We start from the raw sequence: 13,753 nt of genomic DNA, 5'->3' as shown, positions 1-13,753 counted from the left end.
AAAGGCCTGCTCTCGATTAACTTAATGGATGATCGGAAATGTACTCGCTTGTTTTCCGCATTGTTATTGGAAAAGCCGTTATGATGGTATATGTGGACTAAAAATCGTTACGCGTTACGAACCTGCATTCTTTTTACAGTATTCGTAAGAGCCGGCATGATTGATAGATCCAGATAAGGGATCTGAGTGAACGCCTCCAGCTCGGAAATACCCGTAATCTTGATGGAAAAACCGTTTTTCTAATCGCGAACCGGAACTCTCTGTCCGGGACGAAAGCTCCCCCCGCACAGCTACAAAATGATAACAGAATCAAGTATTTACACAGATATTCTGCCGAGAAACAGCATGGCCACAGCTATTATCGCTAAAATGACAATTACCACAGCTGCCACGGCTTCTTTACCCGCAAAGATTTTTTGCTTATATTCCTTTTGTGCCGCGGCATATATGAGTATGCCCGGAAGATAGATCAGCAGGGTCAGCAAAAGGTAGCTCAGTCCAGCTGCGTAAAGGAGCCAAATTGAGTAAGCAGCCGCTATAAATCCAACGATCAGGTTTCTGGTGCGGTCTTGGCTGTCTTCCCGCATGGAATATTTGATTTGATAAAGGGCCGCAAATAGATAAGGGATTAAAATGGCTGATGATGCCAATGAATATGCCAGTTGATAGGGTTTGTCAGAAATTAAAAAGGTAAGAAGGAATAATTGAATTAACAAGTTCGACAAAAATAAGGAACGGCTTGGAGATGAATGTCTATTTTCTTTACTAAAAAAGCTGGGAAAAACTTTTTCTTTTCCTGCGATATAAGGAATTTCGGCGGCCAGTATCGTCCACCCCAGCCAGGCCCCCAATACAGAAATGACGAGACCGATATTCACAAGGGCTGCCCCCCACTCTCCGACTGCAGCTTCAAGTACATAAGCAAGTGATGGGTTTTTTAACCCGGCCAGCTGTTCTTTGCCCATGATTCCTGCCGAAATAATGAATAGCAGCACATAAATAGATAACGTACATAATAAGCCAAATACGGTAGCTCTTCCGACATCTCCACGGTTTCGGGCCCTGCCTGATAAAACTACAGCACCCTCAAAACCGACAAAAACCCATAAAGTAATTAACATCGTACTCTTCACTTGATTTTGAATGGAATCCCAGTTTAAAGGTGCCGTTCCCCAAAAGTCTTGTGTAAATATATCGGAGTCAAAGGCAAAAAACCCGAGAATGATAAATAACAGGATTGGAATAAGTTTTGCGATAGTGGTAGCAGCATTTACCAGGGAAGCGGACTTTACCCCCTGCAAAACAAGAAAATGGACAGCCCAGAGAATGATAGATGCACAAATGATAGAAGCCGCATTTCTTCCGTTTAAGATAGGGAAAAAGTAACCGAGCGCACTGACAAATAAAGTTGCAAAGGCTACATTTCCTAAAAAGGCAGAGCACCAATAACCCCACGCGCTATTAAAACCCATGAATTGTCCGAAACCCGCTTTTGCATAGGCAAATATGCCTCCATTCAGTTCCGGCTGCTTGTTATTAAGATTTTGAAAGCTCAAACCAAGGGATAAAATACCAGCGCCTGTAATGACCCAGCCTATCAGGATTGCTCCTGTATGTGCACCCTGGGTGATATCGCTAGGAAGATTAAACGCACCTCCGCCAATTACAGAACCGATCACTAGTGCAATTAACGGCCAAATCCCTAATTGACTTTTACTCCCGCTTTTTATTCTCTGTTCCTCCACGTTTTGCTGCCCCTTTCACCCATCAATCATTTTGCAGTTTTATTCCACAATTCTGGTTTGTTAATATTTTATAGTTTCCGTCCATGGAAGTTTTATGCTGAACTCTAGTACATACTTTATATACATCTTGAAAATGAACCTAAAACACACAATTACGCAACAAACGGAATAAAACAGCAAAATATGCGAATCGTGCAAAAACAAGCAAAACGTGCCTAAAACTGCAAACTTATAAAAACACGCAAAAACTATCGGTCTCGTGCATAAAGACTTAGTATGGCTTTTTAGCCATGAAAAAAGAGAGCACTCGCAGTACGAGCAGCTCTCTTTGGTTATTATTGGTTTGCCAGTATCATTGCCACTTTATCTTCAATGGTCTTTCCTTTGGAGCCGTCTACCATATTATTTAATACGATAGAAAAAATGAGATTCTTCCCACTTTTCGTTTTCACATACCCCGATAAAGAGCTGACTGTGGAAATGGATCCTGTCTTGGCCCTTATATTGCCATTGGCAGGAGCCTCTTTAAGCCTGGACCTCAGGGTACCGCCAACCATCCGGTCACTTGCACCCGCTACAGGCAGGGAGTTTAGGTATGAAGAAAACCATTCTTCATCCTGAACATGGTATAGCAGCTTGGTCAGCTCATTGGCCGGAATGAGATCTACATGGGAAAGACCTGATCCATCACGCAGCACTAATGTCTTAACATCGACACCAAATTTCGGGAGTTCTCCTTTTATGACTTCCAGCCCTTTGGTCCAGCTTCCTTCTCCCTTTGCCACCTTACCCATTTCTTTTACTAAATGTTCTGCGTGTGTATTATTGCTCAGTTTCATAAAAGGGATAAAAATATCCCCCAGTGCCATGGAGTCATGAATGTTAAGAAGTTTTGCATTTTCAGGCGCTGTTCCTTCCTTCTCTTTTCCAATTACTTTTATACCCTGTTCTTCAAGTGATTGCTTGAAGACATCGAGTGTATACCCAGTGGGTTCCCATACGGCGATCCATTCTTTAACAGGCGAAGCTTTAACAGGAATTGTACCTTCTATTGTGATTGTGTTTGTTCCATGATCACGTTCATAACTGACTTTTTTCGTTCCGCCTTCAGCCACTGTCGTTACTTTATTCACGATCTTTACATAATCTGTTTTAGGTGTCAGCTCGATAGAAGCAGCTTTTCCTGCGGATTCTGCACTATTCACATTTACAATGACTGTTCCTGCATCATAATCTTCATTCGGAGATAGAGTCAGAGCCGATACCTGTGCCCCGTAGTACTCCATTTCATCACTCCAGGATAAATCTAATGAGTACCGGGAATCATCATACCATGAATCATCGCCCACGATATTTCCAGTAATAAGTTTAACACCTCTGGCTTTTAATTTTGCTGCCATATCATCCAGGTCTTTCTCAAGAAGAGTTGGATCACCTTTTCCTTTTAAATAGAGATTGCCTTTAAGGATTTTCCCCCTCACAGTGCCATCCGTCAGCAATTCCGTCTTAAACTTATAATCTTCTCCCAAAGTGGACAGAGCAGCAGCGGCTGTAAATAGCTTCATATTAGATGCCGGTCTTAGCCGGTTATCCCCAATATGGTCATACAAAAGCTCCCCCGAATCGGCTGAGCGTACACTCACACCGGCAAGTGCCCCCTTAAGCAGCGGATCATTGTTCAACAGTTCATTTAATTTCTGCGTCAGGGCACTTCCTGAAGCATCAGCCTTAACTTCGGCTTCTTTCTCGTGGAAATAAGGGATGATTGCGAAAATGACCGCAATCAAGGACAGCAGTACAATCTTAGCCTCTTTTTTCAATACTTCTTCACCTCCATATGTAATGACTATGAATTCTTCATCACCCATCCAATTACCTTTATTTAGCAGATGAGGAAAAAGTAGTGTTTTCGCGATATCACATTATATACAAAGACCTAGAAAATAGACGGGAAATGGGGGACAGTCCCCGTAAAAAAACACGTTAAAGCCGCTGCCCACAAGGAGGCAGCGGCTTGGGAAATAGGGGACTGTCCCCCTATTGGTAGTCCATTTCGCTCAAGGAGTCCATGTTGCTTGCAATCATGGCGATGATGGTGCTTGCTTCTTCTTTGCTGAATATGAAGTTGGTTTCGTCTTTGATCAGTTCGTCATCGTCAGTCCAGATGCGGTTTACTCTTCTAAGTACTCCATCACCGGTTTCCTGTACAATTCCAAATTGGTACGTAACTTCGACTTCATCTTCTTCCATATAAGCAGTCACTTCCGGTGTTTCCCATTCTACATCGATCTGCTGCAGTACTTCGGTGTCGTCATCGTCATCTGCACCAAAATAAACGGTTTCTGTATCGTCATCATAATCGTCGTCTGCAAATTGATATTCTACTTCGAACTCATCATCATCCGCTGAAGCTGCATAATCAATATCAACATCTATATCATCCATATCATCATCTACAACAAAATTCACATCATCCATATCACCGTTGACGTAATCGTGGAAGCCTTCATGAACGGCATCGATGATGTCTTCTATATCAGAAAGTACAACTTTTACGGGACTTAGCATTTCAGACTCAAAAGAATCTGTATAGAATTCTTCATTCGCTGGATCGTAATTCAACGTGAAGAAATAATCTCTGCCTTCAATATCATCTTCGTCTTCGGTTTCAACGTAGAATTCGATTCGAGGATGTTTCGAACCTCTCTCCACACTCATATAACCCATCTGGTCGTATTTTTTGCAAATAGATTCCAGGTGCTCCTGCAATTCTCCAGCTACACGATCAAACCATTCTAATGACATTGTCATCCCTTCCTTTCTAACTATATTATTGCCACCTTGACCGGCTAACCTCCCTGACAGTTTAAGCCAGAAAGTGACGTTCATGAAGAAGCGTATTTACAGTTGAAGAATGAGGAATTTATAAAAATACACCCTTGAAGGACAGGACTGTATAGGTTATTGGTTCACTCTTGTTCAAAATCATGCTGGTATTCGTTTAAATACTGATTTTCGGTCGTTGCGAAGTTGACCGATTCCAGGCTTTCTTCAGGCTTGAGGCCAAACAATCCATTCACCCGGCCCTCGGTTTCTTCATTAATATTATTACGCGTTTTCATGTTTTACACCCTAAGCAATTGGTTTCTTGGTTTATCTCTCTCCAGGTTCGAAGGTTTTACAATCCGTCTCACGGCTGTTGTCTGCACGTTCACCAGTATGACTGACAACGTAAATTTCTGTTGCCGCACACTTTAAACCGCCTGCATTATGAACACAATTAGCAACTTCACATAACACGTCCTGTGCCATCATGATCACTCCCTTCTAGATTAGCTTCACCAACCATCAAGAGTGACATTCCATGCAAGAGTTTACAATTCAGACGGGATTGAATGATGAATAAAAAATGCTGTTTTCGTAAACTTTGTTGATATTGGACAAAGGAGTTATTGGAACGTGAGGATGCTCGCTTTCCGCGGTGCGGACGTCTGAGCCTCCTCGGCTTCGCCTATGGGGTCCCACCTGTCCCGCTGCTCCTGTAGGAGTCTCGCACCTTACGTTCCAATCAACCTGTTCACCAATAGGGTAGTTTCACATAAAAAAACAACAATCTTTTAGAAAAGAGCTATAAAAAAATCCGTATCAGTAATGCTCATTCAGCCATAAGGTAGCCGCTGCGATAAATTTTTCAGCTGCTGGCGGCAGGTGTTTTAAAGTTAAACTGCCAATCCCAAGTGATGCGGACTCCTCTCCAGCTTCCATAGGTAAAATCTTGACTCCTTCGGGGATGCTATGCAGCGTAATTTCAGGGAGAATAGCCACACCCATCTCATTTTTCACCATCGATAAAATCGCCTGTTCATCCTCTAAATGGTAAGCAACATCAGGATATAGTTTTTTCCCTTTGAAAAGTTTGACTATTTTCTCACGAGTCGAATTCTGTAAAATTAATCGTTCTTGCTTAAATGCCTCAAAGTGAATAAAACCTTCTTTACTAAGAAAATGTGTATTTGGCACAACAGCATAAAACGATTCACGCTTTAAATGGAGGAATTCAATGTTTTCAGCACAAGGCAGGACCAAAAAACTAAAATCAACTGCACCTTGCAAAACCCATTGCGATAACTCTTCCTGTTTCCCTTCCATTATTTCAACTTTAATATGCGGATATTGCTCCACGAATTTTTTTAAGATTCCTGGCAGCCAGACAGCTGATACTGAAGAAAAAGTTCCTAACCTGACTGTCCCAATTTCTAGTCCATTGATTTCGCCGGCTTCCTGTCTCATCTTTTCGTTTAAGTATAGGATATCTCGTATGTATAAAAGCATTCTTTCCCCATTGACCGTAAGCTTAATGCCTGCTTTATTACGGGATAATAAAGAAAAGCCCATCTCTTTTTCCAGACTTGAAATAGCATGGCTGACCCCAGATTGAGACAGATTCAGGGCAGCGCTAGCTTTAGTTAAGCTCCCCAGCTCTACAACTTTGTGAAAAATTTCATACTTGCCAATCGACAAACTCATCCCTCTTCACATTACTTTTTTTCATAATATAACATATTATATGAAATGTTTTCATCAATTTTCGACAGGCATACAAAAAAAGAGACTGCACCAGCAGCCTCCCACCTTCTATTTTGGGTAAATAATTTCGTCTATAATCCCGTATTCCTTTGCTTCCTCTGCACTCATAAAATAATCTCTGTCCGTATCTCTTGAGACTTTCTCAAGGGGCTGGCCAGTCCGTTCAGCGATGATTTGATTAATATGCTCTCTAAGCTTTAAAATCCTTCGGGCGGAAATTTCTATTTCTGTCGCCTGCCCTCTTGCCCCTCCAAGAGGCTGGTGAATCATGATTTCACTATTGGGCAGGGCGCATCGTTTCCCCTTCGTACCAGCCAGCAGAAGCATCGCACCAAATGACGCAGCCATTCCTGTACAAATGGTCTGAATCTCAGGCTTGATATGCTGCATGGTATCAAAAATGGCGAACCCAGCTGTTGTTGAGCCGCCAGGGCTGTTAATATAAAGCGAAATATCTTTTTCCGGATTATCGGCTGCTAAAAAAAGCAGCTGCGCCACGACACTATTTGCTACATGGTCATTGATTTCCTCGCCAATCATGATGATCCTGTCCTTTAACAAACGTGAATATATATCATAGGACCGTTCCCCACGGCTCGATTGTTCTATTACATAAGGAATCGTACTCACCTTTCCATCCTCCTAATAATCATTATATGGCCTAGGCAGCCATTGAGAGAGCGGGTGCTGCAGAGTATGTCGAACTTATGTGTAAAGCCGGCGAATTCGTAATAGGTGTAAGTGAGCGTAATTCAGGAAAGTGGCGGATCAGGATAGACGGGTCCTGTAAATGGAAAGTTTGATGTATTAAAGCTGCTAGCCGTTCCTCCTCTTCTTTATCCCAGAATTGTCCTGAATGACTATCTTCCCCGTCTTTTTCAGGGCCGCTAAGCTTTCTTTTTGCCCGGTGAAGCGTGGATTTCACGGAGAGCTCGTTCGTTTTCATCAAGTCCGCAATCTCGTGAGACCTGTATTGAAATCCTTCCTTCAATAGCAAGATTACCGCTTGTTTCGGAGTTAACCTTTTCATTAAAAGCTCCGCAATCTCTTGTGCTGGCTTTGTCTCATACTGCTCTTCCAGCTCGGGATTTTCCATCAAGGTTTCCTTACTTCTTTTTCTCGTCATATCAATCCAATGGTTGTAAGCTATTTTTTTCAGGAGAGCGGAAGTAAGCTCTTTTCCTTCTGTATAATTCTGCATAGCCTTGACTATAGCTTCTTGTGCGATATCTTCTCCATCCCATTTATTCTGTGAAAGAAAGCAGCAATATTTAATAAGCCCGGGAAGGAGCCGCTCCACTTCCATATTCATGAGACTCTCCGCTTGATCATGCCTCTCAATTTGTTCACTGTTCATTTACATACACTCCTTTGGCACCCTCTCATATATATAACGATTGAAGGAGGATAAAAAGATACGGGGCATTTACTTTTTATTTATTTTATACCTTAGGTGTTTATTTTTGCTACAGCTTACCAAATAAAAGCTGTATGAAATTGGACTGCTTGGTTCTATTTCCATGCTCTCTCTTTCCCAGGTTGTCCAGAATTCCCCATGGCCTTTTAGGCATCAGGGTCTTCCTTGACCCGCTTTTCACGCTGGAGTCTTTAGGCCTTCCATCCATAAAAGTGACAGAATAGACCGATTCCATGCCATAGCCAAATAAAAAACAGCCATTACTTATGTAAAAGCCGTTTCCGAAATAAGTATCAGAGTTCTTGAACCCGCCTGTAAAAAACCAAATATTTTTGTCCCGTGTAATTTAAAATTGTATATAAAAAAGACCCGATAAGGACTGCGGCGTTTTGGACCACATCTGGCCGGGGGCTGCCCATCATACTCCGCAGGTTTTCAGCAACTACACCGCTGGCAGAGTATGATAGAAAGTAACTGATCGCAATGACACCGGCGAATTTAAAGGCGCTTTTACCGTAGGAAACGCTGCTTTTGAATGTAAAGGCCCTGTTTAGAAAAAAACTCGCAGAAGCTCCAATGACATTTCCAATCAAAGTAGAATACCAGTACCCGATCCCAAAGACATTCATCAATATAAAAATGGAAGAAAGGCCGATCACCGTATTTAACACTCCCACGATCAGGAATCTAAGAAATGGACTATTTACTGTCTGGCATTTTTTTAAGATTAAGGGTATACGGTTCATGTTCTATCCCCTGCATGTTCATTTGTCTGCCTGAAATCGGCAGAAATGGATTAAAATCGATAATATACTTCGGCCGTGCTTTGGACTCTTTATATATCTTTCCAATATATTCCCCAATTAGCCCCATCGCTATAAGCTGAAGGCCGCCTAACAGCCAGATGGATGTGATAAGGGAGGTCCAGCCGGTCGCTGTCTGGCCCAAAAGCTTGAGAATCAAGAAGTAAGCTCCGCAGGCACAGCTTCCAAAAAAGGATAAAAATCCAATCAGCAGGACCATTCTTATCGGAGTAACAGAAAATGAAGTTATGCCGTCAAAAGCAAACGCAAGCATCTTCTTCAACGGATACTTTGTTTCGCCTGCAAGTCTTTCTTTACGTTCATAATAGACGCTCGCTGATTGAAATCCAATCAAAGGGACGATTCCCCTCAAAAACAAGTTGACTTCCTTAAATTTATCGAGTTCCTGCAAGGCTCTTTTGCTCATCAGCCGAAAATCAGCGTGGTTATAAACCAGCTTCACACCCATTTTTACCATCAGCGAATAAAACATTTCGGCCGTTTTTCTTTTAAAGAAAGTATCTGTATCACGCTTTCTTCTCACACCGTATACAATTTCACAGCCTTCTCGGAACTTCACGATAAATTCCCTGATTACATGAATATCATCCTGAAGATCTGCATCAATAGAAATCACACAATCTGATACTTCCCTTGCAGCTGACAGGCCAGCCAGCAAAGCATTCTGATGTCCAACATTCTTTGATAGCTTAAGACCTTTTACCATTTGACTGTGCAGACTAGCTTTGTATATAAGACGCCAGGTTTCATCCCGGCTGCCATCGTCGACCAAGAGCATTCTGCTCGATCCCGCAATCAGGTTTTCGTCCATTAAACTCTGCAATACTTTTCCAAGCTCAGTGATGGTCTGCGGCAATACTTCTTCTTCATTATAACAAGGAACGACTATGGTTAGCACCGGTTCAATCATGTTCAGTGTCCTCCAGTTGTAGGTTTGTCCGGACTTCTCTAATTAAAGCGTCACTCGGTACAAATAAATTTTCCAAGCTGCGTCTTTTGATGTAAAGGTTTTGACAAAATGAAGGTGGTTATCTTTTGCATTCGTTATGGGAAGTGCAGAAAAGATATACTCGCCGCCCATTTCTTTGAAAGGCTTCATGTTGAGCTGCAGATTGGTCAGCTTCCGCTTCGAATCCTTTTTAATCATATAGCGTTTTTCAAGCTGTGCTGTGAAAATATAACACCTTCCGCCCCAGGTGTCGAAATATTCTTTTATATAATGATCCTTTGCCAGCTCTTTTTCGATTATTTTCCGAAAGCGGTACTTATAGGATAACGGATAGAAATTGTTATAAGTATCGAGTGTGTAGAATCCATTGTACTGGGCAATTGCGGGATGCAGCCCGATACTTGCTACCCTGTATTCTTTTTGGGGGCGTGCTATGTACTGGTTGATTTCTTTGAACACATTTTCCGCATAGAATTCTTTGACGGAGGGCTTGGAATGATAAATAATTTCATCATTAAATCCCCCGAGAACCGCTAATTGAAACAGGATGAAGATCCCTGCAATTTTTTGCGAGAAAACACGATGGATCCAAAGAATCCGCAGCGCCTGTGCAAAAAGAATGTAAAGAATCAGCGGCCGTAAGAAATGGAATCTAGCAAAATTAAAGGTATCCATAAAATGAAACTTCTTCGTTACCGGCACCCAGCCCTTATAAAACCAAAAGGCATACCAGAAAGAGAGTGCCAGGTTTAGAGCCATCAAGAACAAAAAACGCTTTTCCTTTTTCCATTGCTGTTTTGCACATACAGCATATAAGGCAATGAACGTAAGCGGGAGAATAATTAACCCATGCACAGTCATCACATGGGTATGCCCTAATAGAAAATTTTTTACGGACAATTTAAGTACTCTCCACATGGACAGCCGGGCATGAAAATATTCGTCCCTGCTGTTTGGTTCACTCGACAGGAAAAAGGAAGAAACCAGGCGGTATTCGACCAGCATATAAATAGAGGTCATCAATACGACACCGCCAAGGAACTGCAGGTTCCATCCCTTTCCTCGGCATACGTCTGTGAACCAGAGAATGCCCACCGCAAATAAAAAAAAGAAAAATCCGAGGACAAAGCTGGAGTATAAAGGCAAGAGTACGAGTATGAGCCAATTTTTTATATCTCTTTCGCCATTCCTGATATTTAAGAAAGCGTAAAGAGCCAGCGGCATTCCAAGTGTGCTGAGCATGCCAGATGGCCAGAAAGGCGTCAGAGCAAATGCAAGCGCCGTACCTACCCGGATTAACCCCCATTCCTTTTGATCGATAAAGTGCTTTTTGAGCAGAAGGTACATCCCAAAAAAGGCAGCAATTCTCGTGATTGCCTGGTTAATTGTATAGGCTGCCATTGTCGGAAGATAGGCGTAAAGCATCACAATCCCGCTCCACTCTGTCCCAAAAGCATTTCTCGGAAGTCCATTTATAATCTGAGGTATGACTGCGTTTAGGCTCCCAAACATCTTGCCGCTGCCGGCTAAAACCTTATACCATGCCAAGTTAGAATCTAAATTATCGTGGACGCGGATATGGGCATCCTCGCCCAGAATAACAAGCGGAGACAAATACAGAAAAATAACCCCGATAGCCAAATAAACCAGTCTGCGTTCATTATAAAAACGTAAAGAGACCACCCTTGACCACCCCATCCAAATATAGAACCCTGTGGTAATAACATGTGTAAAACCCTGAAAAATATTCCTGTTTTTTGGGGACTGTCCCCCATTTCCCGAGATGGTTTTTCCTTGCAGGCCCTGCTCTGGGGCCGGGGTCAGTCTTTATTTCCCAATACAAAAAATCCCTGTCAGGGGACAGGGATTCAGTCACCGGTCAGGGAGCACGGATAAGAGGTGCTGCACAAATGCCTGTGAATCTAATCTGACTGCCGCAGATGGCGGCTTGATCCGTTTAGCCGCTTCAACCGGCATGCCATACCATAGGAGGCGCTGATCGATGATGAGAAACGGAAAGGGAATATCAGAAGAGATATATTTTTCTGCTTTGAAGACTTCTTCGCAGCTGTCTTTCGAGATTACAGTGGTCTTAACACCGCTTCCTTTCCTATTAATAATGTCAGACCATTCCTGTGGGAGGAAGGATCCGGCAGGCAATGAAAGAATCAAGGAGCTCTTCGCGGCGGCCACATCCGTTTTTAGCTTTTCCAGATTCCTGGCATGAAACCATTGTAATTTAGGATGATGGTGAGAAATCCATCTTCCAATATCCTGCTGTGTTACAGAATGATTATGTTGATGCTGATAATCTGCCAGCTGCCTGATCGTCTTATTGGGGTAAACCATACTTCTTAAGAAGTTTAAGTCACTGACATGAATGAATTTACTTTTGCTGCGGGTGACAGCTACATTGATCAGCCGTTCACTGTCTTTTCCAGTTAACAGCATCCCCGGCCTGTTCGCCGGATAAGCATCCACTGTATCAAAGATCATTTGCTCCCGTTCACTTCCCTGGAATCGGTGGACAGTAGCAGCGATGATATCCGCATCTGACAGCTCTTCCCTATATAAGTCTTGTAACAAGACATCCATTAATGCAGCCTGCGCGCGGTAAGGCGTAACATATCCGATCGACCTTGCGCCAGCCGTATACGCTTCATGAATAGCCTGGAAAGATAGAAAAACATGCCATATATTCATTCTGGAGCTAGAAATCCTGTCAGTTATGCAGTGTTCCCCGGACCAGCTTGAATCCAGCAGCACCGACGCTTTTTCTGGAAAGGGAGCCAGAGCCGTATTCTTTTCCCGGTTCGCTTTTACCCCTTCGAAGTCCGAAACAAGCGATTGATAGATATAACGGTTTGTAAATGCAGAGATATCCGGATGCATCCTCCGCTGCTCCTGAAGAAGGAACAGCTGTGCATGCAGCTTTCCCTCTCTAACTCCTGCTGTTACCCCGGCTTCATGATAAATATCGGTCTTCAGCCATTTATCCACGAGAGGATGCCGCGAAGAAGCGATCGGAGGCAGCTGCATAAAGTCACCGCAGACGATGATGCGTTTTCCAAGAGACGCTGCAAAGGCAGCCTGCGGGATGTACGCCTGACTGATTTCATCTACGATAACGATATCATATTCCTTCTCGTAAACAGCCGGATCACTGGCCGCTTTTGCCAGGGTAGTGCCAATAATTTCAGCCTCTTTTACAAATTCAAGTTCCTTAGTCCGTACCTTTTCAAGCACACCTGCAATTTGGGTCTCCAATTCAAGGAGACGGCTTGAATCTCTCTGGCTGAAGGAACCAGATAAATCCTGCTTTAGCAGCTTTCTTTCTTCCAGCAATGTAACTCTCTTCTCCGCAAGAGACGGATGTCTCTTTTCAAGAAGGTTTTGCACGGTTATGCTTTCATCCAGCTTTTCACCCGCATTGGATCCATAACGCAGAATTTCGCCTTCTTTAAATTTACCCTTTTTTTTCAGAAATGAAGAGATTTCAGCCATCAGTACATCCACAGCCTGGTTGCTGTGTGATAAAATAAGCACCCGCTGATTCTTGCTGTATTTATTCGCAGCCACTCTTGCCAGAGTATACGTTTTACCTGTTCCCGGCGGTCCCCAGACAAAGGTAGCCGGATTATATTTAGACCTTAGAATCAGTTCGTGCAGATCATTTTTAATAGAATCCTGCGGGTGTTTGGATACAGGGTCTGGGTTCATTAAATACTTGATGCGGCTGCGTTTCCTCTTGCTCTCTTTCATCTCGTCAAACCGAGAAGATAACTCATCCAGCAGCTTCCATGGATCATAATATATAAAAGCTTCATCGACTAAATCACCCAAAGATCTTGCGAAAGATAGGATTGCACTCTTTCCCTCTGATGAAAGAAGACGCCCTTCTTCACTCAAGCTTCCCCATTCAAGCCTGACAACTGTCCCAGCCGGAATTCGTAAAAAATCGGACGAATCAAAATAATACGTATACTCATCGCCGCCAGAAAGCAATCTTCCATTTTTAACAAAATATTTGGTACTCCCATATTTTTTTAAATGGAAAATTTCCGCCCTCAAGGCGTTCTGCCATTCGGAAATGTATCTCTTAGTTGATATCATGATTATCTATCTTCCTTAAAACAAAAAAGGAGCGAACCATTTTGAACAGGGTCTTCTCCTTTGTGTTGTAATTATTGTTGGTTATCGTAAAAAAACCACGTTACTCACTATACCATTT

Annotated in this window: 12 protein-coding genes; all 12 read right to left on the bottom strand. The window is 42.8% G+C overall.

The window, feature by feature from the left end; genetic code table 11:
• Nucleotides 1–317 precede the first annotated feature (317 nt).
• The 12 genes from arcD to CUU66_RS06910 all read right to left on the bottom strand — a co-directional run bounded on the left by arcD (nt 318) and on the right by CUU66_RS06910 (nt 13,635).
• Nucleotides 318–1,745 carry an arginine-ornithine antiporter gene (arcD, locus tag CUU66_RS06960; protein WP_257967923.1) on the bottom strand — a complete coding sequence of 476 codons (1,428 nt, stop codon included), beginning with the start codon at nt 1,743–1,745 and terminating at the stop codon, nt 318–320.
• 335 nt (nt 1,746–2,080) lie between these two features.
• Nucleotides 2,081–3,565 (bottom strand): D-alanyl-D-alanine carboxypeptidase/D-alanyl-D-alanine endopeptidase, encoded by a 1,485-nt coding sequence (gene dacB / locus CUU66_RS06955; protein WP_101640990.1) that lies wholly within the window; start codon nt 3,563–3,565, stop codon nt 2,081–2,083.
• Nucleotides 3,566–3,782: 217 nt separating this feature from the next.
• Nucleotides 3,783–4,550: a hypothetical protein gene (locus CUU66_RS06950; RefSeq protein ID WP_101640952.1), complete on the bottom strand. Its 768-nt coding sequence runs from the start codon at nt 4,548–4,550 to the stop codon at nt 3,783–3,785.
• Between the two features lie 164 nt (nt 4,551–4,714).
• The gene (locus CUU66_RS24040; RefSeq protein WP_180955189.1) at nt 4,715–4,867 is read right to left on the bottom strand and encodes a hypothetical protein; all 153 of its coding nucleotides are present in this window, start codon (nt 4,865–4,867) and stop codon (nt 4,715–4,717) included.
• Between the two features lie 31 nt (nt 4,868–4,898).
• Nucleotides 4,899–5,057 (bottom strand): DUF1540 domain-containing protein, encoded by a 159-nt coding sequence (locus tag CUU66_RS06945; RefSeq protein WP_101640989.1) that lies wholly within the window; start codon nt 5,055–5,057, stop codon nt 4,899–4,901.
• Between the two features lie 333 nt (nt 5,058–5,390).
• Nucleotides 5,391–6,266: a LysR family transcriptional regulator gene (locus tag CUU66_RS06940; protein WP_180955188.1), complete on the bottom strand. Its 876-nt coding sequence runs from the start codon at nt 6,264–6,266 to the stop codon at nt 5,391–5,393.
• A gap of 114 nt (nt 6,267–6,380) precedes the next feature.
• A complete protein-coding gene (gene clpP, locus CUU66_RS06935) occupies nt 6,381–6,962 on the bottom strand; it encodes an ATP-dependent Clp endopeptidase proteolytic subunit ClpP (RefSeq protein WP_101640950.1) in 582 nt (193 codons plus the stop codon).
• Between the two features lie 31 nt (nt 6,963–6,993).
• A complete protein-coding gene (locus CUU66_RS06930; protein WP_101640949.1) occupies nt 6,994–7,689 on the bottom strand; it encodes a sigma-70 family RNA polymerase sigma factor in 696 nt (231 codons plus the stop codon).
• A gap of 353 nt (nt 7,690–8,042) precedes the next feature.
• Nucleotides 8,043–8,495, bottom strand: a complete 453-nt coding sequence (locus CUU66_RS06925; RefSeq protein ID WP_101640948.1) for a GtrA family protein — start codon at nt 8,493–8,495, stop codon at nt 8,043–8,045.
• On the bottom strand, nt 8,449–9,483 hold the full coding sequence (locus CUU66_RS06920) for a glycosyltransferase family 2 protein (protein WP_101640947.1): 1,035 nt from the start codon (nt 9,481–9,483) through the stop codon (nt 8,449–8,451). Before CUU66_RS06920 ends, CUU66_RS06925 begins: the two co-directional genes overlap by 47 nt.
• Nucleotides 9,484–9,525: 42 nt before the next feature.
• Complete coding sequence (locus tag CUU66_RS06915) at nt 9,526–11,205, bottom strand: DUF6044 family protein (RefSeq protein WP_257967922.1); 1,680 nt, start codon at nt 11,203–11,205, stop codon at nt 9,526–9,528.
• A 189-nt stretch (nt 11,206–11,394) separates the two neighbouring features.
• Nucleotides 11,395–13,635 (bottom strand): AAA domain-containing protein, encoded by a 2,241-nt coding sequence (locus CUU66_RS06910; protein ID WP_101640945.1) that lies wholly within the window; start codon nt 13,633–13,635, stop codon nt 11,395–11,397.
• Nucleotides 13,636–13,753 lie beyond the last annotated feature (118 nt).

Source organism: Peribacillus deserti, from assembly GCF_002863585.1.
GTDB lineage: Bacteria > Bacillota > Bacilli > Bacillales > DSM-1321 > Paraperibacillus > Paraperibacillus deserti_A.
This window is presented reverse-complemented; position numbering and strand designations above follow the sequence as displayed.